We start from the raw sequence: 24,663 nt of genomic DNA, 5'->3' as shown, positions 1-24,663 counted from the left end.
CGCGTGCGAAGCGATCCACCCCTCAGCCGCCCGCCGTGGCCTTGCGCACCGGAACGGCCGGCGGCAATTCCTTCGCCTGCAGCGCCCGCACCTGCGCCACGAGCTGGTTGTGTGCGTCAAGGAACGCCGCAGCGATCACCTTGCCCTCGTTGGTATTGCTCCAGCCGGCACCGGCACCGCCGCCCAGGCGGCCCAGCACCAGGCCACCCACACCCAGGTCGGTGGTGCGCGCGGCGCCCGTGGCGGCGGCCACCTGCTCCGTCGTCTCGTTGTCCGAGAGCAGCAGCGCCGTCTGTGCCTCTTTGAACTTCACCCGTTCCGCGAGGCCAATGAGGCCCGCCATGTCGCGCAGCCCGGGGATCATCGCGAGGATGCCGCCCAGGCCCCGCCCGGCGTCCTGCTCGCTGAAGGTCACGCTCGGGGTCAGCGTGTATTGCGCCTCGTAGCCCCGGCCCTTGTGCACCGTGGTGTCCTTGCGCAGCACGCCCGCCTCGCGCAGGTCCTGCTCCTGCACCGTGCCGCGCAGGCCGGCGGAGCGGTCCACCACGCGGAAACATCCGCTCTGCTGGGCCAGCAGCTTGACCAGCGGCACGGGCGACGAGGGCAGCTGGTAGGCCGAGCCCATCACGTAGCCGTTCGGGTTCTCGGCCAGCGCCAGCGTGGCCACCGGCGCGTCGCAGCGCACCAGTTCACGCGCGGCATTGCGTGCGCCCTGCGGGCCGGCCGAACCGCTCACCACCGAACCACCCTCGCCCAGCTCCGTCTTCTTCTCGCCGCAGGCCGCCAGGGCCAGCACCGCCGCCAGGGCCGCGGCGCCCTTCGCGAAATTCTGCATGTGACAGGTTCCTCGCAAAAAAAATGGCAGAAGCCGCGAGGCCCCTGCCATGGGATTCGAAACCGTTGCCGGCCCCGGTCAGGCGGCCTTGGCAGCGTCCGGGTTGCGCAGGCGGATGTGCAGCTCGCGCAACTGCTTCTCGTCCACCGGGCTCGGCGCCTGCGTGAGCAGGTCCTGCGCGCGCTGCGTCTTGGGGAATGCGATCACGTCGCGGATCGACTCGGCGCCCGTCATCAGCGTGATGAGGCGGTCCAGGCCGAAGGCGAGGCCGCCGTGCGGGGGCGCGCCGTACTGCAGCGCGTCCAGCAGGTAGCCGAACTTGGCGCGGGCGTCCTCGGGCGTGAGCTTGAGGGCCGCGAACACCTTGCTCTGCACTTCGGCGCGGTGGATGCGCACCGAGCCGCCGCCCAGTTCCCAGCCGTTCAGCACCATGTCGTAGGCCTTGGCGATGCAGCGGGCCGGGTCGGTGTCCATCAGGTCCTCATGGCCGTCCTTGGGCGCCGTGAAGGGATGGTGCACGGCCACCCAGCGCGCGTCGTCCTCGTCGTACTCGAACATCGGGAAGTCCACCACCCAGAGGGGTGCCCAGACGTTCTCGAACAGGCCGTTCTTCCTGCCGAACTCGCTGTGGCCGATCTTCAGGCGCAGCGCGCCGATCGCGTCGTTGACCACCTTCAGCTTGTCGGCGCCGAAGAACAGCAGGTCGCCGCTCTGCGCGCCGGTGCGCTTCAGGATCTCGGCGATGGCCGCATCATGGATGTTCTTCACGATGGGCGACTGCAGGCCCTCGCGGCCCTTGGTCAGGTCGTTGACCTTGATATAGGCCAGGCCTTTGGCGCCGTAGATCTTCACGAACTCGGTGTAGGCATCGATCTCGCCGCGCGAGAGGCCGCCCTCTTCGCGCGCACCGCCGGGAACGCGCAGGGCCACCACGCGGCCGCCCACCATGTTCGCCGCGCCGGAGAAGACCTTGAAGTCCACGTCCTTCATGACTTCGGTCAGCTCGGTGAACTCGAGCTTCACGCGCAGGTCCGGCTTGTCGGAGCCGAAGCGGAATGCCGCGTCCTGGTAGGTCATGATGGGGAACTCGCCCAGGTCCACGTCCAGCTGGGTCTTGAACACCTCGGTCACCATGCGCTGGAAGATCGCGCGGATCTCTTCCTCTCCCAGGAAGGAAGTCTCGCAGTCGATCTGCGTGAACTCGGGCTGGCGGTCGGCGCGCAGATCCTCGTCGCGGAAGCACTTGGTGATCTGGTAGTAGCGGTCGTAGCCCGCCACCATCAGCATCTGCTTGTAGAGCTGGGGCGACTGCGGCAGCGCGAAGAACTGGCCGTCGTGCACGCGGCTGGGCACGAGGTAGTCGCGCGCACCTTCGGGCGTGCTCTTGCCCAGCATGGGCGTCTCGATGTCGATGAAGCCTTCCTTGTCCAGAAAGTTGCGCACCTGGATGGCCGTCTTGTAGCGCAGCATCAGGTTGCGCTGCATGTAGGGGCGGCGCAGGTCCAGCACGCGGTGCGTGAGGCGCGTGGTCTCGGACAGGTTCTCGTCGTCCATCTGGAAGGGCGGCGTGACCGAGGGGTTGAGCACGTTCAGCTCATGGCACAGCACTTCGATCTTGCCGCTCTTGAGGCTGTCGTTGGTCGTGCCTTCGGGGCGAGCGCGCACCAGGCCCTTGATCTGCACGCAGAACTCGTTGCGCACGCCTTCGGCCGTCTTGAACATGTCGGCGCGGTCCGGGTCGCACACCACCTGCACGTTGCCTTCGCGGTCGCGCAGGTCGATGAAGATCACGCCGCCATGGTCGCGGCGGCGGTTCACCCAGCCCGCGAGGGTGACGGTTTGGCCCATCAGGGCTTCGGTGACGAGACCGCAATAGTGGGAACGCATGGCCATGGGTGCTTCTTCCTGCGCCCGCGAGGGGCGCCCAAACTGGAGGGAGGTATCGAGCGCGGCCCCGCGGGGCGCGACGAAAGGGAAAGGGTTACTTGGAATCGGGGAGCGTGAGGTCCGGGGGAGCCACCACGCCCATCGATACGATGTACTTCAGCGCGGCATCCACGCTCATATCGAGCTCGATGCAGTCGCTCTTGCGCAGGATCACGAAATAGCCGCCGGTCGGGTTGGGCGTGGTCGGCACGTACACGCTGACGTAGCCGTCACGCAGGTAGGCGGCCACTTCGCCGCTGGGCGTGCCGGTGATGAACGCGACGGTCCAGACGCCCTCCCGCGGCCACTGCACGAGCACCGCCGTGCGGAAGGCGTTGCCGCTTTCGGAGAACAGCGTGTCCGAGACCTGCTTGACGCTCGAATAGATCGAGCGCACCACCGGGATGCGGCTCACGAGCGCATCGCCCCACTCCACCAGCTTGCGGCCCGCGAAATTGCTGGCCAGCGCACCCACCGTGAGCAGGATGGCCAGCGTGAGCAGGACGCCGAAGCCGGGGATGTGGAAGCCCAGCAGCCGGTCGGGCTGCCAGTTCTCGGGAAGGATCTGCAGCGTCTGGTCGAGCGTGCTGATGATCCAGTGCAGGACCCAGGCGGTGATCACGCCGGGCACGATCACCAGCAGGCCCGTGAACAGCCATTTGCGCAAAGCGGACATCGAGGGGCGTTCAGCTCTTGGAGGTGGGTGCGGCGGGTGCCGCGGCAGAGGGAGCCGACGCAGGTGCCGGTGCCGCCGCGGGGGCGGGAGCGGGCGCCGCAGCGCCTTCCGCCGCAGGGGCCGGCGCGCTGGCGCCGCCACCGCTGCCGCCGCGGAAATCGGTCACGTACCAGCCCGAGCCCTTGAGCTGGAAGCCGGCGGCCGTGACCTGTTTGGCGAACGTCTCGGCACCACAGGCGGGGCAGACCGTGAGCGGGGCATCGGAGATCTTCTGCAGCACATCCTTGGCATGGCCACAGGAGCCGCATTTATAGGCATAGATAGGCATTTTTTACCGTGCTGTTAGACGCGCGAAGGAGGGTTTGCAAAACCTTCAATTATAGGCAGGCGCTCCGGCGCCCCCGCCAGCCCTCGTTTCGCGGCCCTGCGCGGGTCACTCCGCTCCCACCACGCGATGGTGGGATGCGTGGCTGTTGGCCAGCCACTGGGGGGCCAGCGAGCCGGCGAGCATGCCGGCGACAGCGGCCAGCAGACCCGCCAGTTGCGCGGGGAACACCTCGCCCACGGGCAGCGCCATGAAGGCCAGCCAGAAGCCCAAGCCCAGCACGATGGCGCACAGAGCGCCCTGGGTGGTGGCACGCTTCCAGTACAGGCCGAACACCAGCGGCACGAAGGCGCCGACCAGGGGCACCTGGTAGGCGCCGGACACCAGCTCGTAGATGGAGGTGCCCTGCATGTGGATCGAATAGGCCAGCACCAGCAGGCTGAACACCAGGGTGCTGATGCGCATGGTGCGCAGGTGCTCGCGGTCGGTCACGGAGGGGCGGAACTGGCGCCAGATGTTCTCGGTGAACGTGACGCTGGGCGCCAGCAGCGTGGCCGAGGCGGTGGACTTCAGGGCCGACAGCAGCGCACCGAAAAAGAGCACCTGCATCACGAAGGGCATCTTCTCGAGCACCAGCGTGGGGAGCACCTTCTGCGGATCGTCCTTCAGCAGCGCCGCCGTCTCCGCCGGCATGATGATGAGCGCGCTGGCCACGAGGAACATGGGCACGAAGGCGAACAGGATGTAGCAGATGCCGCCGATCACCGGCCCGCGCGTGGCGGCCTTCAGGTTGTTGGCGGACATCACCCGCTGGAACACGTCCTGCTGCGGGATCGACCCGAACATCATGGTGATGCCGGCCGCGACGAAGAACACCACGTCGTGGAATTTCGGCTCCGGCAGGAAGCGGAACAGGTCGCGGCTCGCGGCGAAGTCGATCACCTTGCCGGCCCCGCCCGCCATCTCGCCCGCGAAGACCGCGATGATCGCCAGGCCCGCCACCAGGATGATCATCTGGATGAAATCGGTCACCGCCACCGACCACATGCCGCCGAAGAGCGTGTACGCGAGGATGGACACCACGCCGATCGCCATGCCTGCCGGGATGCTGATGGAGCCGCCCGAGAGCAGGTTGAACACCAGCCCCAGCGCAGTCACCTGCGCCGCGACCCAGCCCAGGTAGCTCAGCATGATGATGAGCGAGCAGATGATCTCCACCGCCCGGCCGTAGCGCTCGCGGTAGTAGTCGCTGATCGTGAGCAGCGTCATGCGGTAGAGCTTCGCGGCGAAGAAGATGCCCACGAGGATCAGGCAGAAGCCGGCGCCGAAGGGATCTTCCACCACGTTGCCCAGGCCGCCCTGGATGAACTTGGCGGGAATGCCCAGCACCGTCTCCGAACCGAACCAGGTCGCGAAGGTGGTGGTGATGATCATGTAGAGCGGCAGGTGCCGCCCGGCAATGGCGAAATCCGCCGTGTTCTTGACGCGCTTGGCGGCCACCAGCCCGATGGCGATGGTGGTCAGCAGATAGACGATGACCAGGGTCAGCAGCACGGCATGCTCCTCGATGTCGCGAAGTGAGGTTGTGGGTAAGAGAGGATGCGCAGGCGGCGCTGCGGAAGCTTCAGTGGAAGAACCGGATGCGGATCAGGAACTGCAGCGCCAGCAGCCCCAATACAAAACCCATGCCACCGTAGATGATGCTCTGCAGCAGCCGGTTGGTGCGGCGCTGCTCGGCGAGCAGTTCCTGCATCTCGCGCCGGTGGTCGTGCGGCTTGTGGCGCAGGTAGTCGTGCAGCAGGCGCGGCAGCTCGGGCAGCATCTTGGCGAAATGCGGCGACTCGGCCTTCACTTCGCGCCAGAGCCGCTGCGGTCCCATCTGGTCGAGCATCCACTTCTCCAGGAACGGCTTGGCCGTGCTCCAGAGATCCAGGTCCGGGTCGAGCTGCCGGCCCAACCCCTCGATGTTGAGCAGCGTCTTCTGCAGCAGCACGAGCTGCGGCTGGATCTCCACCTGGAAGCGGCGCGAGGTCTGGAACAGCCGCATCAGCACCATGCCCAGCGAGATTTCCTTGAGCGGACGGTCGAAGTACGGCTCGCAGACGGCACGGATGGCCGATTCCAGTTCGTTGATGCGCGTGTCGGCCGGCACCCAGCCGCTCTCCACGTGCAGCTCCGCCACGCGCTTGTAGTCGCGGCGGAAGAAGGCGGTGAAGTTCTGCGCGAGGTATTCCTTGTCGAACTCGGTGAGCGAGCCGACGATGCCGAAATCCAGCGAGATGTAGCGGCCGAACGAACCCGGCTCCAGGCTCACCTGGATGTTGCCCGGGTGCATGTCCGCATGGAAGAAGCCGTCGCGGAAGACCTGCGTGAAGAAGATGGTGACGCCGTCGCGCGCCAGCTGGCGGATGTCCACCCCGGCCGCGCGCAGCCGCTCGATCTGGCTGATCGGCACGCCCTTCATGCGCTCCATCACCAGCACTTCGGGGTGGCAGAAGTCCCAGAGGATCTCCGGGATGCGCACCAGGCCCAGGCCCTCCATGTTGCGGCGCAGCTGCGCGGCATTGGCGGCCTCGCGGATCAGGTCCAGCTCGTCGTGCAGGTAGTTGTCGAACTCCGCCACCACCTGCCGCGGCTTCAGGCGCTTGCCGTCGGCCGACAGGCTCTCCACCCAGCCGGCCATGGCGCGCATGAGCCCCAGGTCGTTGTCGATCACGGGCAGCATGCCGGGGCGCAGCACCTTCACCGCCACCTCGCGCTCCACGCCGTGGCGATCGCGCACGATGGCGAAATGCACCTGCGCGATGGAGGCGCTCGCCACCGGTACGCGCTCGAACGAGACGAACACCTCGCCCACGGGCCTCCGGAAGGCGCGCTCGATGGTGGCCACGGCCACGTCCGGGTCGAAAGGCGGCACGCGGTCCTGCAGCAGTGCCAGTTCGTTGGCGATGTCCGGCGGCAGCAGGTCGCGCCGCGTGGACAGCACCTGCCCGAACTTCACGAAGATGGGCCCCAGCCGCTCCAGGGCCTCGCGCAGGCGCTGCCCGCGCGGCGCGTCCAGCTTGCGGCCGAAGGAGACGATGCGCGCCAGCAGCCGCAGCCAGGGCTTCTGGAAGCTCGTCAGTACCAGCTCATCCAGTCCATAGCGCAGCGCCACCCAGACGATGGTGGCGCCGCGGAAAAGCCGGCTCATGGAACGCCGCGGTCGGAAGCGGGAGCAGCCGCCTGGGCGGAGCCGTCCGCCGGAGGACGTCCTCCCATGCGCATGCCCACGAACTGCTTGAGCGCCTGCGCGGCGCGCCGCGCGGCCGTGCAGATCGCATGCGCCGGCGTGTCGCCGACCAGGCGCGAGAGGTCTTCCTCGAGATCCCAGCGCACATGGTCCACCAGCCACTGGATCTCGGCCGCCAGCTGCACGTCGCCCTCGATGCGGATGGCCGGCTTGTCGCCGCGCAGGGCGGCCTGGGCAAGCGACAGCGGCGAGGTGTCGGTGATCTCCATGCGCAGGTCGGGCACGGCCGCTTCGCCGGCCAGGTCGAACAGGCCGGCCGGCGTCACGCGCAGGGACATGGAATAGACGCGCCACTGCAAGCGCGCCACGCTGCCGCTCTGGCGCACGAGCCGTTCCATGGCCTCGGGTTCCTGCATGAGCACGTGGTTGACGAGCAGCACCAGGCGGTGCTGCACTTCATGCACCAGCCATTGCGGGGGCTGGGGGCCGCTGGCCAGGCGCTCGAAGAGCCCGTCCAGGAACGAAAAAGGGGACTGTGGTGCTGCCATAGTCCCCGATTATTCCCCGAACTCGCCCGGACGCCCGAAAGCTTGCCCGTACACGGGCCGTGCCATTGGAGCCCGGCCCGCCGCGCGGCAGACCGGCCCCGCCGGTTTCACTGGAGCGCCTGCACGCCCGCCACGAGCCAGCCGCTGGTGCCGCTCTTGGGCTTGGTCATGTTCCAGACCTCGCGGAACGGGCTCGGGCCTGCGGAGGGTTCCTCGCGGATCATGCCGGAGAACTCCACGCTGGCCATGTAGCCGTCGCCCAGGTCCTCGATGCCCAGCAGCTGCGCCTCCAGCATCACCACGTCGGTGTGGTTGGGCTGGCTGGCACCGCGCAGGGATTCGCGCTCGCCGAGCTGCGCGCGGATTTCATCGACCATGCTGTCGGTCATCATCGAGCGCAGCGTGGCGATGTCCGAGCGGTCCCAGGCGGCCTGCAGCGTCACGAAGTTGCGCTTGGCGGCGTCCAGGAAGCCCTGCGTGTCGAAGTCGGCCGGCACGCCCCAGTTCTGCGATCCGGACAGCGCGGAGCCGATCACCACGCCGCTGCCTGCGCCAGCGGCGCGGGACGTGTCGAACGCCATGCCGCTGCGCTCGAAGGGGCGCGCGGAGGCATCGTTGCCCACGTTCTGCGGGCTGTACTGGCGCGGCACGGCCGCATCGGAGGGCGACGCGGAGCCGGCCCCCTGGAAAGCGAAGGGCGCGCCGCCGGCCGCAGCCGCGGAAGCCGGCCTGCGCGAGCGCATGACCATGCCGATCACCGCGAAGGCCACCAGCGCGAGCAGCGCGATCAGCAGGAAATTGCCGAAGGCCGCGCCCAGTCCGAGGGAGTGCGCCAGCCATGCCAGGCCCAGGCCCGCGGCCAGGCCGCCCAGCATCGCGCCCCACGGCTTCTTGGGAGCGGCGGCGGGCGCCGCGTTCGGCGCAGCCGCCGGCTTGGCCGCGGCTGCATTGGCGGGGCTGTTGCCCACCGCGTTCTGCGTGGGGGCCGCCGGCGTGGCCGGCGGGGTCGCGGCCTCGCGCTGCGTCACGTTGCTCGACTGCTTGCCGACCGACTTGCCGCCGCCCATGCGGCGCGCATCGGCGTCCAGGTGGACCACCGCGAGCATCGCCACCAACGCCACAGACCAGAATTTCATCATGTCATCTCCACTCGGTTTAGTTATCCGAAACGCGTACTTCGTCCCAGTTCAGCACTTGATTCCAACATGCAGGGCCACGATGCCGCCAGTCATGTTGTGATAGTCCACATGTCCAAAGCCATTTTTCTGCATGAGGGTTTTGAGCTCTTCCTGGCCCGGATGCATGCGGATCGACTCGGCCAGGTAGCGGTAGCTTGCGTCGTCGCCGGCCACCAGCCGGCCCAGCCGCGGCAGCACCTTGAAGGAGTACCAGTCGTAGGGTTTGCGCAGCGGCTTGGCGACCTGCGAGAACTCCAGCACCAGCAGCCGGCCGCGCGGCTTGAGCACGCGGCACATCTCGGCGATGGCCACGTCCTTGTGGGTCATGTTGCGCAGGCCGAAGGCCACGCTCACCACGTCGAAATGGTTGTCGGGAAACGGCAGCCGCTCGGCGTCGCAGACCAGCGTGGGCAGCACGGTGCCTTCGTCGATGAGGCGGTCGCGCCCCACGCGCAGCATGGATTCGTTGATGTCGGTGTGCACCACCGTGCCGCTCGCGCCCACCTTCTTCGCGAACGCGCGGGCCAGGTCGCCCGTGCCGCCGGCGATGTCCAGCACGCGCTGGCCTTCGCGCAGGTTGGCGACCATCACGGTGTAGGCCTTCCACGCACGGTGCAGGCCTCCGGACATCAGGTCGTTCATGACGTCGTATTTGGAGGCGACGGAATCGAAAACCCCGCGCACGCGGCGCGCCTTGTCGTTCTCGTCCACGGTCTGGAAACCGAAATGGGTGGTGCTCATGGTGGGATGCTAAGAGCGCAGGGGCCGCGCGGACGGTGACAACCCCGCAAAGGGTTGGGACATATGTCGCGCGGCGGGTACGCGGGGCTTGAAGAAAAAACCGGCGCCAGCGCTTGCCGGGAAAACCGCTGGCGCTATCAATATTAGAGCATACGCTCAGTGCGTGCCGCAGGCGCCACCGGCACCGCCGCCGCCGTTGCGCCCCGCCGGCATGGGCGCATCGCGATCGAGCCCGGCCTCCGCCAGGCGCTGCAGGTACTGCTGCCAGAGCGATTCCTGCTCCCGCCCGAGCCGGTACAGGTACGGCCAGGTGAAGAGCCCGCTCTGGTGGCCGTCGGAGAACACGGGCTTGATCGCGTAGTGGCCCACGGGCTCGACGGCGGTGATCTGCACATCGCGCTTGCCCGTCTGCAGCACCTCCTGGCCCGGGCCGTGGCCCTGCACTTCCGCGGAGGGCGAATACACCCGCAGCAACTCGAAAGGAATGCGGAAGCTCGCGCCATCGTCGAAGGCGATTTCGAGCACGCGCGACGCGCCGTGCACGGTGAGCGATTGCGGCGCGGCGGCGGCCGCCTGCTGGTCTGCCATGGAAGGTTCTCTCATCTTTCTGCCGCGCGGGACGCCGCGGTAGCAACTCTTACATTCGTGGACGAGAATTGTCCCACCAGCTGCCCCACAGCCCACCATGCCCGGCACCGACGCCCCCATCCCCGCGCCCCATCGTGCCGAGGAGGGGCGCCTGGCGCGCAAAGCCTTCCTGGTCATGACGCGGCGCGTGACGGTGATGGCTGCGGCGGTGGACGCAGCCTTCATCCCCTCTTCCTGCTGCTCGGATCGCCGCTGCTGACCTGGGTCAATGTGGCGAGCATCGCCATGTATGCGGCGGCCTACGCGCTGCTGGGGCGCCGGCGCAACGTCGCCGCGCTGTCGCTGATCTGGCTCGAGGTGGTGGGCCATTCGGCCCTGGGCACCTGGCTGGTCGGCTGGAACAGCGGCTTCCACTACTACCTGCTGATGTTCATCCCCGCCGTCGTGGTGGGCCGGGGCCGGCGCAGGATCACGCCGGTGATGCTGCTCGCGCTGTTCGTCCTCTACATCGGCATGTACGAGCTGTCGCGCCGCTACGGCGCGCAGGCGCCGCTCGGCGACCTCGGGCTCTCGATCACGCATGCGTTCAACGTGGCCGTGGTCTTCGCCATGGCGGCCTACACCGCGCGCTACTACTACGGTTCGGTCCTGCGCGCCGAGCGCCGGCTGGAAGACCAGGCCGCCACCGACCCGCTCACGGGGCTGTCCAACCGGCGGCGCCTGGCCAGCCTCGCGCAGGACCGCATTGCGCAGGCGCGGCAGGCCGGGCAGCCGACGGCGGTGGTGATCGCGGACATCGACCACTTCAAGCGCATCAACGACACCCACGGCCACGAGGCAGGAGACCAGGTCCTGGCGCACGTGGCGGAACTGCTGGCGCGCAGCAGCCGCGCGCGCGACCTGCTGGCGCGCTGGGGCGGCGAGGAATTCCTGCTGGTGATGCCCACGTCCGGCCTGGCGGACGCGCAGGCGCTGGCCGAGCGCATGCGCGCCGCCGTGTCCGAACACCCGGCCCGCCACGGGGCGCACGCCATCCCGGCGAGCCTTTCGCTGGGCGTGGCACAGCTGCGCAGCGGCGAATCGCTGGAAGCCGCGATCGCCCGTGCCGACGGGGCCCTGTATGCCAGCAAGAACGCGGGCCGCAACCGCGTGACGGCGGCGGACTGACCGCGCGCCCTAGTCCAGGCCGGCCTGGGCCAGGCGCTCGTGCAGCCGCTGCGCGATGGATTCGCCCCGGGCCTGCGCGGCGGCCTCCTGGACCCGGTCACGCTCGCGCTGGGGCGGCGCCCAGACAGGCGCGGGAAAATGGCTGTCCCACCCGAAGCGGGCGATCACGTGCCAGTGCAGGTGCGGCACCATGTTGCCCAGGGCCGCGAGATTGATCTTCGCGGGCTGCAGCTGCTCGCGCAGCACCTGCTCCACCACCGCCACGGCGGCCATGCAGTGCGCGCGCTCGGTTTCGGCCAGGTCCGAGAACTCCGCAGCATGCGCGTTCCAGATGACGCGGTAGAACCCCGGGAAGCCGCGGCCGACCTCCTCGCCGGCATGCACCACGCGCACCTGCCGGCCACGCCAGACCAGCGTGCCGCCGTCGCCGCCGCACAGCGGACAGGTGGAAGCCATCAGACCAGCACCCGCTCGATGCCGCCGGCGTTGGCGCGCTGCACGTACTCGGGCATCCAGTTCTCGCCCAGGATCTCGCGCGCCATCTCGACGACGATGTAGTCGGCTTCGAGCAGGCCGTTCTGCAGATCGTCCTGGTAGCGGTTCAGGCCCTGCAGGCAGCTGGGGCAGCTGGTCAGGATCTTCACGTTCTCCTGCGGAGCGACGGCACCGCTGGCACGCAGCCTGGCCTCGCCCCTGCGGATCTCTTCTTCCTTGCGGAAGCGCACCTGGGTGGAGATGTCGGGCCGGGTCACGCCCAGCGTGCCGGACTCGCCGCAGCAGCGCTCGCTCTTGACCACCTGGTCGCCCACCAGCGCCTTGACGGTCTTCATCGCGTCCTGCTGCTTCATGGGGCTGTGGCAGGGCTCGTGGTAGAGGTAGGCGCCCTTGCCCTGCAGCTGGATGCCCTTTTCCAGCAGGTATTCGTGGATGTCGATGATGCGGCAGCCCGGGAAGATCTTGTCGAACTGGTAGCCCTGCAGCTGGTCGTAGCAGGTGCCGCAGCTCACCACCACGGTCTTGATGTCCAGGTAGTTCAGCGTGTTGGCCACGCGGTGGAACAGCACCCGGTTGTCGGTGATCATCTTCTCGGCCTTGTCGAACTGGCCGCTGCCGCGCTGGGGGTAGCCGCAGCAGAGATACCCGGGCGGCAGCACGGTCTGCACGCCCGCATGCCAGAGCATGGCCTGGGTCGCCAGGCCGACCTGCGAGAACAGGCGCTCGGAGCCGCAGCCGGGGAAGTAGAACACCGCCTCCGTCTCGGCCGTGGTGGCGGCCGGATTGCGGATGATGGGCACGTAGTCCTTGTCCTCGATGTCCAGCAGCGCGCGTGCCGTCTTCTTGGGCAGGCCGCCGGGCAGCTTCTTGTTGATGAAGTGGATCACCTGCTCCTTGACCGGCGCCGTGCCCACCGTGGCGGGCGGGTGCGCGGTCTGCTTGCGGCCGAAGCCGCGCAGCAGATCGACGGCCATGCGCTGCGCCTTGAAGCCCACGTCCACCATGGCCGTGCGCATCAGCTTGATGGTGTCGGGGTTGGTGGCGTTGAGCATGCCCATGGCCAGTGCATTGCCGGGGCGGAAGGTCTTCTTGCCCATCTTGCGCAGCAGGTTGCGCATGTTCATGGTCACGTCGCCGAAATCGATCTTGACCGGACACGGCGTGTAGCACTTGTGGCAGACGGTGCAGTGGTCGGCCACGTCCTCGAACTCCTGCCAGTGCTTGATGGACACGCCGCGGCGCGTCTGCTCCTCGTACAGGAACGCCTCGACCAGCAGCGAGGTGGCCAGGATCTTGTTGCGCGGGCTGTAGAGCAGGCTGGCGCGCGGCACGTGCGTGGCGCACACGGGCTTGCACTTGCCGCAGCGCAGGCAGTCCTTGACCGAGTCGGCGATGGCGCCGATGTCGCTCTGCTGCATGATGAGCGACTCGTGCCCCATCAGCCCGAAGCTGGGCGTGTAGGCATTGGTCAGGTCCGAGAACATCAGCGACTCGCGGGCGGAAACGGCCGCCGGCGCAGCGCCCTCCCGGGCGGCAGGCTCCTGGCTCCGCAGCAGCTTGCCCTTGTTGAAGCGGCCTTGCGGGTCCACGCGGCGCTTGTAGTCGGCGAACGGGCGCAGCTCGTCGTCGGTGAGGAATTCGAGCTTGGTGATGCCGATGCCGTGCTCGCCCGAGATCACGCCGTCCAGGCTGCGCGCCAGCACCATGATGCGCGCCACGGCCTCGTGGGCGGTCTGCAGCATCTGGTAGTCGTCGCTGTTGACGGGCAGGTTGGTGTGGACGTTGCCGTCGCCCGCATGCATGTGCAGCGCCACCCACACGCGGCCCTTGAGCACGCGCTTGTGGATGGCCTGCGCCTCGTCCATGATGGGCTTGAAGGCCGCGCCGGGGAACATCTTGGCCAGCGGCTCGCGCAGCTGCGTCTTCCAGCTCGCGCGCAGGGTGTGGTCCTGCAGTTGCGGAAAGAGCGCCTCCACGCCCTGCAGCCAGCCGCTCCAGAGCGTGCGGACTTCGCCGATCAGCGCCACCGCCTGGGCCACGCGGTCCTCCAGCAGCTCGGCCGAGGGGATCTCGTGCGCATCGTCCTGTCGGCCCAGCGGCAGGTTGCCGCGCTGGAAGAACTCCTCCAGCGCATCGCACAGCTGCAGCTTGTTGCGCAGCGACAGCTCGATGTTGATGCGCTCGATGCCGTCGGTGTATTCGGCCATCCGCGGCAGCGGGATCACCACGTCCTCGTTGATCTTGAAGGCGTTGGTGTGGCGGCTGATGGCGGCCGTGCGCTTGCGGTCCAGCCAGAACTTCTTGCGCGCCTCGGGGCTGATGGCGATGAAGCCCTCGCCCGCGCGCGAGTTGGCGATGCGCACGACCTCGCTGGTCACGCGCGCCACGGCGTCGGCATCGTCGCCCGCGATGTCGCCGAACAGCACCATCTTGGGCAGCCCGCCGCCGTGCTTGCGGCTCTTGGTGGCGTAGCCCACGGCCTTCAGGTAGCGGTCGTCCAGGTGCTCCAGGCCGGCCAGCAGCACGCCGCTGCGCTTTTGCTCGGCGAACATGAAGTCCTTGATCTCGACGATCGAGGGCACCGCGTCCTTCGCATTGCCGAAGAACTCCAGGCACACCGTGCGCGTGTGCGCCGGCATGCGGTGCACCACCCAGCGCGCGCTGGTGATGAGGCCGTCGCAGCCTTCCTTCTGGATGCCGGGCAGCCCGGAGAGGAACTTGTCCGTCACGTCCTTGCCCAGGCCCTCCTTGCGGAATGTGCGGCCGGGGATGGCCAGCCGCTCGGTGCGGATCGGTGTCCTGCCGTCGGCCTCGAAATACCGCAGCTCGAAGGTGGCCGTCTCCACGTCGTGGATCTTGCCCATGTTGTGGTCCAGGCGCGTGACCTCCAGCCACTGCGCCTCGGGCGTCACCATGCGCCAGCTGACCAGGTTGTCCAGCGCCGTGCCCCAGAGCACGGCCTTCTTGCCGCCCGCGTTCATGGCGATGTTGCCGCCGATGCACGAGGCCTCGGCGCTGGTCGGATCGACCGCGAAGACGAAGCCCGCGCGCTCGGCCGCATCGGCCACGCGCTGGGTGACCACGCCGGCCTCGGTCCAGATGGTGCCGACCTCGCGGTCCATGCCCGGCAGGCGGTGCATCTCCACCTCGGTCATGGCCTCGAGCTTCTCGGTGTTGATGACCACGCTGCGCCAGGTCAGCGGAATGGCGCCGCCGGTATAGCCGGTGCCGCCGCCGCGCGGGATGATGGTCAGTTCCAGCTCGATGCAGGCCTTGACCAGCGCGGCCATCTCGGCCTCGGTGTCGGGCGTGAGCACCACGAACGGGTACTCGACGCGCCAGTCGGTGGCGTCGGTCACGTGCGACACGCGCGACAGGCCGTCGAACTTGATGTTGTCCCTGGCCGTGTGGCGGCGCAGGCGCTTCTGCACCTGGCGCCGCAGCTGGGCGGCCTCCACGAAGGTGGCGTCGAATTGCGCGATGGCCCGGCGGGCGGCCTCCACCAGCTGGCCCACCAGGCGGTCGCGCTCGGCGTCCTCGCCGGGCGTGCGGCGCTTGCCGATCTCCGAGAGCCGGTGCTGCAGCGCATCCACCAGCATCTTGCGGCGGCCCGCGTTGTCCAGCAGGTCGTCCTGCAGGTAAGGATTGCGCTGCACGACCCAGATGTCGCCCAGCACCTCGTACAGCATGCGGGCGGAACGCCCGGTGCGCCGCTCGCGGCGCAACTGGTCCAGCACGTCCCAGGACTCGGAACCCAGCAGCCGGATGACGATTTCCCGGTCGGAAAACGAGGTGTAGTTGTACGGAATCTCGCGCAGGCGAGTGGGCTCGGCGGCCTGTGGCATCAGGGCTGCCAACTCAGTGGGTGCATTCATCGGGGGGATCACCTGGGGAGCGCGGACGCTCCCAACCTTGGGAGGGGCCGCGATTTTAAGCCAGCGGCCTCCAGCGCGCCGGGCCCCGTCGCCACGCCCGTACGCCCCGGCAGGCCGGCTTCAGAAGCTCTCCCACTCGTCTTCCCCGCCCGCGGCACGGGGAGCGGGCCGGGACGCACCGGAAGCCGCCGGGGCAGCGGAAGCGCCGATCCGGGCTTTCGGGGCCGCGGCCCGGGCCGGGGGCGCGGATTTCACCGCAGGTGCCTGCGCCGGCCTGGCCCGCGCAGGCACGGGGGCCGCCACCATCGCCACGGGAGCCGCCGCCGGCATGGGCGCCACCGGTGCACTGCGGGCCACCGCCGCCCCCGGGGCCGTGCGGAAGAACGCCACCGCCTGCACCAGCTGTTCCGCCTGGGTCTTGAGGCTGCCGGCGGCCGCCGCGGATTCCTCCACCAGTGCGGCATTCTGCTGCGTGGCCTGGTCCATCTGCGTCACCGCCGCACCCACCTGGGCCACGCCGTCGCTCTGCTCGCTGCTCGCCGCGCTGATCTCCGCCACGATGTCGGTCACGCGCCGGATCGAGTTGACCACTTCGGTCATCGTGGCACCGGCCTTGTCCACCAGCACCGTGCCCTGCTCCACCCGCTCGACGCTGTTGCCGATCAGGCTCTTGATCTCCTTGGCGGCCTCGGCGCTGCGCTGCGCGAGGCTGCGCACCTCGCCGGCCACGACGGCGAAGCCCCGGCCCTGCTCGCCGGCACGCGCGGCCTCCACCGCGGCGTTGAGCGCCAGGATGTTCGTCTGGAAGGCGATGCCGTCGATGGTGCCGATGATGTCGCCGATGCGGCGCGACGCCTCGTTGATGCCCTTCATGGTCTCGACCACTTCGCCGACCACCTCGCCGCCCTGGCTCGCGATGCCCGACGCGCTGGCCGCCAGCTGGCTGGCCTGGCGGGCGCTCTCGGCATTCTGGCGCACGGTGGCGCCCAGTTGCTCCATCGACGCCGCCGCCTGCTGGAGCGAAGCCGCCTGCTGCTCCGTGCGGGCCGACAGGTCCCCGTTGCCCTGCGCGATCTGGGCGCTGGCCGTGGCCACGCCTTCCGCGTTGCGGCGGACGTCGCCGGTGATGCGTGCCAGCGTGTCGCGCATGTCCACCAGGGTGCGCAGCAGCCGGGACACCTCGTCGCGGCCGTCGGAGCGCAGTTCGACGGCCAGGTTGCCCTGCGCCACCTGCTGGGCCGCATCGATGGCGCGGTCAAGGGGATGCACGATGCTGCGCACGATGACCACGGCCAGCAGCGCGGCGATGGCCGCGGCGGCCACCATCGTCACGACGAGCCAGCTGCGGCCGCTGTCCAGTATCTGCACGGCCAGGCTGGAGGCGTCCTTGGCCTGGTCCACGTTGTACTGGATGACCTTGTCGAGCTGCTCGCTGGTGGAGAAGTACAGGCCGCGCGTGGTGTTCAGCATGTGGTTCAGCAGTTCCGCATGCTGGCCCCGGTCCTGCGCGGATGTGCGGATGCGCGATGCAGCGGCGATGTAGGCCGCCAGGTCCTTCTTGAAGGCCGCGGCCAGGGCCGCCTCGCCGGGACTGCCGATCAACGTGGGCTCGACGTAGGTCCGGTTGAGTTCCTCGAACTTGGCGACCGTCTTGTCGAACGAGGCGCGGTACTCACCCTGCTCCTTGTCGGGCGTCTCCAGCAGCAGGAGGGCTTCCACGCGCCGCATCAGGTCGAGATTGCGGCGGTATTCCGACAGGATCATCACCGACGGCAGGTTGTTGTCCACCACGGTGCTGGTCTGCTCCTGCAACTGCGACATCTGCCGCAGGCTGAAGAGCCCCAGGAAGACCGAGAGAACGACCATGGCGGCGAAGGCAAGGCCCAGCCGCGGCGCGAGCTTGATGTGGGAGAAATTCATGTTTTGAAAATGGCCAGGATGGGACCTGAATAGTCACCAAATGTATCAATTGATACAAAAAGAATGTTGTCAGCCATTTTCCCGTTCTGCGTCCGCCATGGCCACAGAGGCCATGGGAGCCGGAAACGCCGCGCCGCCCCGGACGACGCTCAGAACAGCACGCGGCTGCGGATCGTGCCCGGCACGCTAGCGAGCTTGTCCAGCGCCAGCTCGGACGACTGCGCATCGATGTCGATCACCACGTAGCCCACCTTTTCGTTGGTCTGCAGGTACTGCGCCGAGATATTGATCTGGTTGTCGGCGAACACCTGGTTGATGGCCGACAGCACCCCCGGCACGTTCCGGTGGATGTGCAGGATGCGATGCTTGCCCGGGTGCGCGGGCAGCGCCACCTCGGGGAAATTCACCGACGAGGTCGAGGTGCCGTTGTCGCTGTACTTCACAAGCTTCTCGGCCACCTCCAGGCCGATGTTGGCCTGCGCCTCCATGGTGGAGCCGCCGATGTGGGGGGTGAGGATGACGTTGTCCAGCCCGCGCAGGGGCGAGGTGAACTCATCCTTGTTGCTGCGCGGCTCGACCGGGAACACGTCGATGGCCGCTCCGAGCAGCTTCTTCGCGCGGATCGCTTCGGCCAGTGCCTCGATGCGCACCACGGTGCCGCGCGCCGCATTGATCAGGATCGCGCCCGGCTTCATGGCCGCGATCTCGTCCGGCCCGATCATCCACTGCGTGGAGGGCAGTTCGGGCACGTGCAGGGTCACGATGTCGCTCTGCGCCAGCAGCGCCTGCAGCGACGGCGCCTGGCGGGCGTTGCCCAGCGGCAGCTTGCTGACCACGTCGTGGAAGACGACATGCATGCCCAACGCCTCGGCCAGCACCGACAGCTGCGTGCCGATGGAGCCGTAGCCCACGATGCCCAGCGTCTTGCCGCGGATCTCGTAGGCGTTCTCGGCGCTCTTGAGCCATCCGCCGCGGTGCGCCACGGCGTTCTTCTCGGGCACCCCGCGCAGCAGCAGGATGGCCTCGGCGAGCACCAGCTCCGCCACCGAGCGGGTGTTGGAGTACGGCGCGTTGAAAACGGCGATGCCGCGCTCGCGCGCCGCTTCCAGGTCGATCTGGTTGGTGCCGATGCAGAAGGCTCCCACGGCCACGAGCTTGTGGGCGTGCGCGAACACCTCGGCCGTGAGCTGGGTGCGCGAACGGATCCCCAGGAAATGCGCGTCGGCGATCTTGCGGTGGAGTTCCTCGCCCTCCAGCGCCCCCGGCAATGCCTCGATCTGGGTGTAGCCCGCGCCGCGCAGCACGTCGAGCGCTGAAGGGTGCACACCCTCCAGCAGAAGGAACTTGATCTTGCTCTTGTCCAGCGATGTCTTGGTCATGGAACTACAGGAAGGAGAAGGAGGGGAAGGAGGGAGGGATGGCGGCGCCTGCATCACTTATGCATCGCAGACGGGAGACCATTGTGCAATGGGAAGAAACCCTGTACCTGCGGGGCTTTTCGATCCACCACGTGGAATTCCGGTCACACAGGTGACGGACGAGCCGGGCAATCCGTCACAAAACAGACACAATTCCGCCCCACAGAGCCTGACGTCCAGGGAAGTTCCCGATCCGTGGAACCCCCTGCGCATGCGACAACGACATACCGATGACATGTGGCACGCATAACATGCGCCGCTTTCGCATCGCCATACTTTGAGGAGTTTCCATGCAGCCCAAGCACCTGGCCCTGGCCGCCGCCATCGCCGCATCCGCTTGCATTCCGGCCCACGCGCAGACCGAGATCCAGTGGTGGCACTCGATGACGGCCGTGAACGGCGAATGGGTGAACGACCTGGCCCGCCAGTTCAACGAGAGCCAGAAGGACTACAAGATCGTGCCCACCTACAAGGGCAGCTATGACGAATCCATGACGGCCTCGATCGCCGCTTTCCGCGCCGGCAACGCGCCGCACATCCTGCAGGTGTTCGAAGTGGGCACCGCCACCATGATGGCCAGCAAGGGCGCGATCGTGCCCGTGGGCAAGGTGATGCAGGACGCCGGTGCGCCGTTCGATCCCAAGGCCTACATCCCCGCCGTGGCCGGCTACTACACGGCCCCCAATGGCCAGATGCTGAGCTTCCCGTTCAACAGCTCCACCACGATCTTCTATTTCAACAAGGACGCGTTCAAGGCCGCCGGCCTGCCCACCGACAAGGCGCCTGCCACCTGGCCCGAAGTGGTCAACGCCGCCGCCAAGCTCAAGGCGTCCGGCCACAAGTGCCCGTTCACCACGGCCTGGCAGAACTGGACGCAGGTGGAGAGCTTCTCTGCCTGGCACAACGTGGAGTTCGCGAGCAAGGCCAACGGCCTGCAGGGCCTCGACGCCCGCCTGAAGGTCGATTCGCCGCTGCACGTGCGCCACATCGAGAACCTCGCCAACATGGCCAAGCAGGGCCTGTTCGTGTACAAGGGCCGCGGCAACGTGCCCGAGGCGAGCTTCGTCTCCGGCGAGTGCGCCATGATCAACACGTCGTCGGGCTTCTACGGCAACGTGGCAAAGAACGCCAAGTTCGCCTACGGCCTCGCCCCCCTGCCCTACTACCCCGACGTGCCCGGCGCGCCGCAGAACACCGTCATCGGCGGTGCCAGCCTGTGGGTGATGGCCGGCAAGAAGCCCGCCGAGTACAAGGGCGTGGCCGAATTCTTCAAGTTCATCTCGACGCCGGAAGTGCAATCGGCCAGCCACAAGCGCACCGGCTACCTGCCCGTGACGACCGCCGCCTACGAACTGACGGAGAAGTCGGGCTTCTACAAGGAAAACCCGGGCACCGATGTCGCCGTGACGCAGATGATCCGCAAGGTGACCGACAAGAGCCGCGGCATCCGCCTGGGCAACTACGTGCAGATCCGCGCCATCGAGGACGAGGAACTCGAGCAGGTCTGGTCCGGCAAGAAGACCGCCAAGGAAGCGCTCGACGCCATCGTGAAGCGCGGCAACGAACAGCTGGAACGCTTCCAGAAGGCCAACAAGGGCTGATTCCCGTAGCCCCGGGGCCGGCCCGGCCGGCTTCCGATCACCGTACCGGCCCTCCCCGCGACCGCAGGGAGGGTCTTTTCGTCATTCGACAGCCCGGCAGTGCACGCCGGGCACAAGGTAACTGCATCCGCCATGGAAAAACGCGTCCGATTCCAGTCCGCCTGGCTGCCCTGGCTGCTCATCGCGCCGCAGATGGCCATCATCGTGGTCTTCTTCTTCTGGCCCGCCAGCCAGGCGCTGGTGCAGTCGCTGCAGATGCAGGATGCCTTCGGCACGTCCACCGAATGGGTGGGGCTGGAGAATTTCCGCCGGCTGTTCGACGACCCCGGCTACATCGAGTCGTTCAAGACCACCGCGTTCTTCTCGGTGCTGGTGGCAGCCAGCGGCATCGTGCTGTCGCTGCTGCTGGCGGTGTTCGCCGACCGGGTGGTCAAGGGCGCCATGTTCTACAAGACCCTGCTGATCCTGCCCTACGCGGTGGCACCAGCCGTGGCCGCCGTGCTGTGGGTCTTCATGTTCTCGCCCTCGCTGGGCGTGGTGTCGTACGCGCTGGGCCGCCTCGGCATCGACTGGAACCACCTGCTCAACTCCGGCCAGGCCATGGCGCTGATCGTGATGGCCTCGGTCTGGAAACAGATCTCCTACAACTTCCTCTTCTTCCTGGCGGGGCTGCAGTCCATCCCGAAGTCGCTGATCGAGGCTGCGGCCATCGACGGCGCCGGACCATGGCGGCGCTTCTGGAGCGTGCAGTTTCCGCTGCTCTCGCCCACCACGTTCTTCCTGCTGGTCATCAACGTGGTGTACGCGTTCTTCGATACCTTCGCCATCGTCGATGCCGCCACGCAGGGCGGCCCGGGCAAGGACACGGCCATCCTGGTCTACAAGGTCTATTACGACGGCTTCAAGGCCATGGACCTGGGCGGCTCCGCGGCGCAATCCGTGGTGCTGATGCTGATCGTGGTCGCGCTCACCGTCGTGCAGTTCCGCTACGTTGAAAAGAAAGTCCAGTACTGAAATGGTCGAACGCAGCCTCACGCGCGGCACCCTCGCGCACTTCATCATGATCCTGGGCATCGTCATCGTGGCGTTCCCGCTCTACCTGGCCTTCGTGGCCTCCACCCACACAGCCCAGGAAATCGTGCAGGCGCCCATGCCCCTGCTGCCCGGCACGAACTTCTGGGACACCTACAAGGCGGCCCTCTTCGGGCGCGACCAGGGAGCCGGCTCCACCGCGCCGGTGGCCCGCATGATGTGGGTGAGCTTCGTGTCGGCCATGGTCATCACGGTGGGCAAGATCGCCATCTCGCTGCTGTCGGCCTTCGCCATCGTGTACTTCCGCTTCCCGTTCAAGGGCCTGTGCTTCTGGCTGATCTTCATCACGCTGATGCTGCCGGTGGAAGTGCGCATCGGTCCCACCTACCAGGTGGTGTCCGATCTCGGCATGCTCAACAGCTACGCAGGCCTCACGGTGCCGCTGATCGCGTCGGCCACCGCCACCTTCCTCTTCCGGCAGTTCTTCCTGACGGTACCGGACGAGCTGGTCGAGGCCGCGCGCATCGACGGCGCCGGGCCCATGCGCTTCTTCAAGGACGTGCTGGTGCCGCTGTCGCGCACCTCCATCGCCGCGCTCTTCGTGATCCAGTTCATCTACGGCTGGAACCAGTACCTCTGGCCGCTGCTGGCGACCACGAGCGAAGACATGTACCCCGTGGTGATCGGCATCAAGCGCATGATCGCGGGCGGCGACGGGCAGAACGAGTGGAACATCGTCATGGCCACCGCCATTCTGGCCATGCTGCCGCCCGCCGCGGTGGTGATCCTCATGCAGAAATGGTTCGTGAAGGGCCTGGTGGACACCGAGAAGTAGTCCATCCCCCACTGAAACGCCCATTCCACCCACGCATCCAGCTACGAATCCAATCGCAACATGGCATCTCTTTCCCTGCGCAACGTCGTCAAGCGCTACGGCCACGGCCCGAAGGCCAACCAGGTCATCCACGGCGTGAGCGCCGAAATCGCCGACGGCGAATTCATCGTCATCGTCGGCCCCTCGGGCTGCGGCAAGTCCACCCTGCTGCGCATGGTGGCGGGCCTGGAAGAAATCTCCGGCGGCGAGATCGCCATCGGCCCGCGCGTGGTCAACAACCTGGAGCCCGCCCAGCGCGACATCGCCATGGTGTTCCAGAACTACGCGCTCTATCCGCACATGACGAACTTCGAGAACATGGCCTACGGCCTGAAGATCGCCAAGGTGCCGAAGGACGAAATCAAGGCGCGCGTGGACAAGGCCGCGAAGATCCTCGAACTCGGCCACCTGCTCGAGCGCAAGCCGCGCGAACTCTCCGGCGGCCAGCGCCAGCGCGTGGCCATGGGCCGCGCCATCGTGCGCCAGCCGCAGGTGTTCCTGTTCGACGAGCCGCTCTCCAACCTCGACGCCAAGCTGCGCGCGCAGACCCGCCTGGAGATCCAGAAGCTGCACCGGAGCTTAAGCATCACCAGCCTGTTCGTCACGCACGACCAGGTCGAGGCCATGACGCTGGCCCAGCGCATGATCGTGATGAACGGCGGCGTGATGGAACAGTTCGGCACGCCCGAGGAGGTCTATCACACCCCCGCATCGACCTTCGTCGCGAGCTTCATCGGATCGCCGCCCATGAACCTGCTGAAGAACGCCCCGGGCGGGCGGCAGGGCGCGATTCTCGGCATCCGGCCGGAGCACATCGACATCTCCGGTGTGGGCTGGGAACTGCGCGTGGAGACGGTCGAGCTGCTGGGTGCGGAGCGCCTCGTGTATGGCCGGCTGCAGTCGGGCGGCGGGGACGAGCCGGTCATCGTGCGCATCGAGGAAGGCACCCACCATCCCCAGCCCGGCGACACCATCCATGTCGAGCCCCGCATGGACCGGCTGCACTGGTTCGAGGCCGCCTCCGGCAAGCGGCTCTGAGCCGCGCCGGCACCGTCCGCATGGAACAAAAAGCCCCGCTGCACGCCACCATCCCGGTGCTGGCGTCCCTCGACCTCGAAGAAAGCGCTGCCTTCTATTCCGGGCGGCTGGGCTTCACGGTCGCATTGCGTACCGGCGACTACCTCATCGCCGGGCGCGACGGCTGCGAACTGCACTTCTGGCTCTGCGGCGAGCGCCACATCGCCGAGAACACCTCCTGCTATGTGCGCGGCGACGTGCGCGCGCTGCATGCCGAATTCGCGCAGCGGGGACTGGAACTGCCGCCGCCCGTGGAGCGCCCCTGGGGCATGCGCGAGCTCTACGTGCACGATCCCCACGGCAACCTGCTCAAGTTCGGCGAAGAGATCCTGCAGTCCTGAGCAACCGCGTCCGCCGACGGCGGTCCTATAGTCCATCGCCATGACTGCCACCCCATCCACCACGCCCCCCGCCAACTGGCCCTACCCCCGATGGATCGCCCACCGCGGCGCGGGCCGGCTGGGCCCCGAGAACACCCTGGCGGCCTTCCGGCTCGGCGCACGCCATGGCTACCGCATGTTCGAATGCGACGCCAAGCTGAGCAGCGACGGCGTCGTCTTCCTGCTGCACGACGCCACCCTGGACCGCACGACCAACGGCCGGGGCACCGCCGGCGAGCGCCCCTGGGGCGAACTCTCGCAACTGGACGCGGGCAGCTGGCATTCCCGCGGCAGCGCGGGCGAACCCCTGCCGACCCTGGAGCACCTGGCACGCTTCTGCCTGGCCAACGGCTACCTGCTGAACATCGAGATCAAGCCCACGCCGGGCACCGAAGAGGAAACCGGCCGCGCCGTGGCCGCGCTGGCGGCCCGGCTCTGGCACCAGGCCGAGGTGCCGCCGCTGCTCACCTCCTTCAAGGTGGCGGCGCTCACGGGCGCGCGCGACGCCGCGCCCCTGCTGCCGCGCGGACTGCTGCTCGACGCCCTGGAGCCCGGCTGGCTGGACACCGCCCGCCAGCTCGGCTGCGCGGCGGTGGTCTGCAACCATGCGCTCTGGACGGCGGAGCACGTCGCCGCCGTGAAGGCCTGCGGCCTGCGCACGCTCAGCTACACGGTGAACGACGAATGGGCCGCGCAGCGGCTCATCGACCTGGGCACCGACGGGATCATCACCGACCGGGTGGATCTCTTCAGTCCGGCACGGTGATACCCTCGC

The 24,663-nt window shown here is 67.9% G+C and carries 22 protein-coding genes; 8 read left to right on the top strand and 14 right to left on the bottom strand.

Translation table 11 applies throughout. From position 1 onward, the window contains the following. Positions 1–22 precede the first annotated feature (22 nt). From BLR05_RS02140 to BLR05_RS02095, 10 genes are all read right to left on the bottom strand, one after another. Positions 23–835: a CsgG/HfaB family protein gene (locus tag BLR05_RS02140; RefSeq protein WP_092832055.1), complete on the bottom strand. Its 813-nt coding sequence runs from the start codon at positions 833–835 to the stop codon at positions 23–25. 78 nt (positions 836–913) lie between these two features. Beyond that, positions 914–2,728, bottom strand: a complete 1,815-nt coding sequence (gene aspS, locus BLR05_RS02135; protein WP_092832054.1) for an aspartate--tRNA ligase — start codon at positions 2,726–2,728, stop codon at positions 914–916. 88 nt (positions 2,729–2,816) lie between these two features. Continuing rightward, positions 2,817–3,437, bottom strand: coding sequence for a DUF502 domain-containing protein (locus tag BLR05_RS02130; protein WP_092832053.1), 621 nt, complete (start codon positions 3,435–3,437; stop codon positions 2,817–2,819). A 10-nt stretch (positions 3,438–3,447) separates the two neighbouring features. Continuing rightward, entirely contained in the window at positions 3,448–3,765 is a 318-nt protein-coding gene (locus tag BLR05_RS02125; protein ID WP_092832052.1) for an FmdB family zinc ribbon protein, read from the bottom strand. A gap of 105 nt (positions 3,766–3,870) precedes the next feature. Next, positions 3,871–5,316 carry a high affinity choline transporter 1 gene (locus BLR05_RS02120; protein WP_092832051.1) on the bottom strand — a complete coding sequence of 482 codons (1,446 nt, stop codon included), beginning with the start codon at positions 5,314–5,316 and terminating at the stop codon, positions 3,871–3,873. 70 nt (positions 5,317–5,386) lie between these two features. Next, complete coding sequence (gene ubiB / locus BLR05_RS02115) at positions 5,387–6,955, bottom strand: ubiquinone biosynthesis regulatory protein kinase UbiB (RefSeq protein WP_092832050.1); 1,569 nt, start codon at positions 6,953–6,955, stop codon at positions 5,387–5,389. Beyond that, positions 6,952–7,542, bottom strand: coding sequence for a hypothetical protein (locus BLR05_RS02110; protein ID WP_092832049.1), 591 nt, complete (start codon positions 7,540–7,542; stop codon positions 6,952–6,954). Before BLR05_RS02110 ends, ubiB begins: the two co-directional genes overlap by 4 nt. A gap of 107 nt (positions 7,543–7,649) precedes the next feature. Then, positions 7,650–8,681: a Tim44 domain-containing protein gene (locus tag BLR05_RS02105; RefSeq protein WP_092832048.1), complete on the bottom strand. Its 1,032-nt coding sequence runs from the start codon at positions 8,679–8,681 to the stop codon at positions 7,650–7,652. Between the two features lie 48 nt (positions 8,682–8,729). Further along, complete coding sequence (gene ubiE, locus BLR05_RS02100) at positions 8,730–9,461, bottom strand: bifunctional demethylmenaquinone methyltransferase/2-methoxy-6-polyprenyl-1,4-benzoquinol methylase UbiE (RefSeq protein WP_013595945.1); 732 nt, start codon at positions 9,459–9,461, stop codon at positions 8,730–8,732. A 156-nt stretch (positions 9,462–9,617) separates the two neighbouring features. Then, on the bottom strand, positions 9,618–10,049 hold the full coding sequence (locus BLR05_RS02095) for a gamma-butyrobetaine hydroxylase family protein (protein WP_092832047.1): 432 nt from the start codon (positions 10,047–10,049) through the stop codon (positions 9,618–9,620). Between the two features lie 97 nt (positions 10,050–10,146). On the opposite strand from BLR05_RS02095, the gene BLR05_RS26945 reads away from it, so the two are divergent. After that, positions 10,147–10,308: a hypothetical protein gene (locus tag BLR05_RS26945; protein ID WP_225978953.1), complete on the top strand. Its 162-nt coding sequence runs from the start codon at positions 10,147–10,149 to the stop codon at positions 10,306–10,308. 11 nt (positions 10,309–10,319) lie between these two features. After that, on the top strand, positions 10,320–11,216 hold the full coding sequence (locus BLR05_RS02090; protein ID WP_225978954.1) for a GGDEF domain-containing protein: 897 nt from the start codon (positions 10,320–10,322) through the stop codon (positions 11,214–11,216). A 9-nt stretch (positions 11,217–11,225) separates the two neighbouring features. Here BLR05_RS02090 and BLR05_RS02085 read toward each other — a convergent pair whose 3' ends face one another. From BLR05_RS02085 to serA, 4 genes are all read right to left on the bottom strand, one after another. Next, positions 11,226–11,672: an HIT family protein gene (locus BLR05_RS02085; RefSeq protein ID WP_092832046.1), complete on the bottom strand. Its 447-nt coding sequence runs from the start codon at positions 11,670–11,672 to the stop codon at positions 11,226–11,228. Next, positions 11,672–15,586 (bottom strand): DUF3683 domain-containing protein, encoded by a 3,915-nt coding sequence (locus BLR05_RS02080; protein ID WP_092832045.1) that lies wholly within the window; start codon positions 15,584–15,586, stop codon positions 11,672–11,674. The genes BLR05_RS02085 and BLR05_RS02080 overlap by 1 nt, the downstream gene beginning before the upstream one ends. A gap of 120 nt (positions 15,587–15,706) precedes the next feature. After that, positions 15,707–17,506 carry a methyl-accepting chemotaxis protein gene (locus BLR05_RS02075; RefSeq protein WP_092832044.1) on the bottom strand — a complete coding sequence of 600 codons (1,800 nt, stop codon included), beginning with the start codon at positions 17,504–17,506 and terminating at the stop codon, positions 15,707–15,709. Positions 17,507–17,655: 149 nt separating this feature from the next. Further along, on the bottom strand, positions 17,656–18,885 hold the full coding sequence (gene serA / locus BLR05_RS02070; protein WP_092832043.1) for a phosphoglycerate dehydrogenase: 1,230 nt from the start codon (positions 18,883–18,885) through the stop codon (positions 17,656–17,658). 329 nt (positions 18,886–19,214) lie between these two features. Here serA and ugpB point away from each other — a divergent pair, with 329 nt between their 5' ends. From ugpB to ugpQ, 6 genes are all read left to right on the top strand, one after another. Further along, positions 19,215–20,525, top strand: coding sequence for a sn-glycerol-3-phosphate ABC transporter substrate-binding protein UgpB (ugpB, locus tag BLR05_RS02065; RefSeq protein ID WP_092832042.1), 1,311 nt, complete (start codon positions 19,215–19,217; stop codon positions 20,523–20,525). A 132-nt stretch (positions 20,526–20,657) separates the two neighbouring features. After that, the gene (gene ugpA, locus BLR05_RS02060; RefSeq protein WP_092832041.1) at positions 20,658–21,539 is read left to right on the top strand and encodes a sn-glycerol-3-phosphate ABC transporter permease UgpA; all 882 of its coding nucleotides are present in this window, start codon (positions 20,658–20,660) and stop codon (positions 21,537–21,539) included. A gap of 1 nt (position 21,540) precedes the next feature. Continuing rightward, positions 21,541–22,392 carry a sn-glycerol-3-phosphate ABC transporter permease UgpE gene (ugpE, locus tag BLR05_RS02055; RefSeq protein ID WP_092832040.1) on the top strand — a complete coding sequence of 284 codons (852 nt, stop codon included), beginning with the start codon at positions 21,541–21,543 and terminating at the stop codon, positions 22,390–22,392. A gap of 60 nt (positions 22,393–22,452) precedes the next feature. Beyond that, positions 22,453–23,469: a sn-glycerol-3-phosphate import ATP-binding protein UgpC gene (locus tag BLR05_RS02050; RefSeq protein ID WP_092832039.1), complete on the top strand. Its 1,017-nt coding sequence runs from the start codon at positions 22,453–22,455 to the stop codon at positions 23,467–23,469. A 20-nt stretch (positions 23,470–23,489) separates the two neighbouring features. After that, on the top strand, positions 23,490–23,849 hold the full coding sequence (locus BLR05_RS02045; protein ID WP_092832038.1) for a bleomycin resistance protein: 360 nt from the start codon (positions 23,490–23,492) through the stop codon (positions 23,847–23,849). 40 nt (positions 23,850–23,889) lie between these two features. After that, the gene (ugpQ, locus tag BLR05_RS02040) at positions 23,890–24,654 is read left to right on the top strand and encodes a glycerophosphodiester phosphodiesterase (protein ID WP_092832037.1); all 765 of its coding nucleotides are present in this window, start codon (positions 23,890–23,892) and stop codon (positions 24,652–24,654) included. The last annotated feature ends 9 nt before the right edge of the window (positions 24,655–24,663 follow it).

This window comes from Paracidovorax cattleyae, from assembly GCF_900104515.1.
In the GTDB taxonomy this organism is placed as follows: Bacteria; Pseudomonadota; Gammaproteobacteria; order Burkholderiales; family Burkholderiaceae_C; genus Paracidovorax; species Paracidovorax cattleyae.
The sequence above is the reverse complement of the archived record's forward strand: the minus strand, read 5'-3'. Positions and strand labels throughout refer to the sequence as shown.

What these genes read in the sequence shown, in the direction of transcription:
- serA (WP_092832043.1), bottom strand. Translation starts at nt 18,885, where the DNA reads ATGACCAAGACATCGCTGGACAAGAGCAAGATCAAGTTCCTTCTGCTG.
- BLR05_RS02125 (WP_092832052.1), bottom strand. Translation starts at nt 3,765, where the DNA reads ATGCCTATCTATGCCTATAAATGCGGCTCCTGTGGCCATGCCAAGGAT.
- ugpE (WP_092832040.1), top strand. Translation starts at nt 21,541, where the DNA reads ATGGTCGAACGCAGCCTCACGCGCGGCACCCTCGCGCACTTCATCATG.
- BLR05_RS02045 (WP_092832038.1), top strand. Translation starts at nt 23,490, where the DNA reads ATGGAACAAAAAGCCCCGCTGCACGCCACCATCCCGGTGCTGGCGTCC.
- BLR05_RS02140 (WP_092832055.1), bottom strand. Translation starts at nt 835, where the DNA reads ATGCAGAATTTCGCGAAGGGCGCCGCGGCCCTGGCGGCGGTGCTGGCC.
- ubiE (WP_013595945.1), bottom strand. Translation starts at nt 9,461, where the DNA reads ATGAGCACCACCCATTTCGGTTTCCAGACCGTGGACGAGAACGACAAG.
- BLR05_RS02105 (WP_092832048.1), bottom strand. Translation starts at nt 8,681, where the DNA reads ATGATGAAATTCTGGTCTGTGGCGTTGGTGGCGATGCTCGCGGTGGTC.
- ubiB (WP_092832050.1), bottom strand. Translation starts at nt 6,955, where the DNA reads ATGAGCCGGCTTTTCCGCGGCGCCACCATCGTCTGGGTGGCGCTGCGC.
- ugpB (WP_092832042.1), top strand. Translation starts at nt 19,215, where the DNA reads ATGCAGCCCAAGCACCTGGCCCTGGCCGCCGCCATCGCCGCATCCGCT.
- aspS (WP_092832054.1), bottom strand. Translation starts at nt 2,728, where the DNA reads ATGGCCATGCGTTCCCACTATTGCGGTCTCGTCACCGAAGCCCTGATG.
- BLR05_RS02085 (WP_092832046.1), bottom strand. Translation starts at nt 11,672, where the DNA reads ATGGCTTCCACCTGTCCGCTGTGCGGCGGCGACGGCGGCACGCTGGTC.
- ugpQ (WP_092832037.1), top strand. Translation starts at nt 23,890, where the DNA reads ATGACTGCCACCCCATCCACCACGCCCCCCGCCAACTGGCCCTACCCC.
- BLR05_RS02080 (WP_092832045.1), bottom strand. Translation starts at nt 15,586, where the DNA reads ATGAATGCACCCACTGAGTTGGCAGCCCTGATGCCACAGGCCGCCGAG.
- BLR05_RS02050 (WP_092832039.1), top strand. Translation starts at nt 22,453, where the DNA reads ATGGCATCTCTTTCCCTGCGCAACGTCGTCAAGCGCTACGGCCACGGC.
- BLR05_RS02095 (WP_092832047.1), bottom strand. Translation starts at nt 10,049, where the DNA reads ATGGCAGACCAGCAGGCGGCCGCCGCCGCGCCGCAATCGCTCACCGTG.
- BLR05_RS26945 (WP_225978953.1), top strand. Translation starts at nt 10,147, where the DNA reads ATGCCCGGCACCGACGCCCCCATCCCCGCGCCCCATCGTGCCGAGGAG.
- BLR05_RS02130 (WP_092832053.1), bottom strand. Translation starts at nt 3,437, where the DNA reads ATGTCCGCTTTGCGCAAATGGCTGTTCACGGGCCTGCTGGTGATCGTG.
- BLR05_RS02075 (WP_092832044.1), bottom strand. Translation starts at nt 17,506, where the DNA reads ATGAATTTCTCCCACATCAAGCTCGCGCCGCGGCTGGGCCTTGCCTTC.
- BLR05_RS02110 (WP_092832049.1), bottom strand. Translation starts at nt 7,542, where the DNA reads ATGGCAGCACCACAGTCCCCTTTTTCGTTCCTGGACGGGCTCTTCGAG.
- ugpA (WP_092832041.1), top strand. Translation starts at nt 20,658, where the DNA reads ATGGAAAAACGCGTCCGATTCCAGTCCGCCTGGCTGCCCTGGCTGCTC.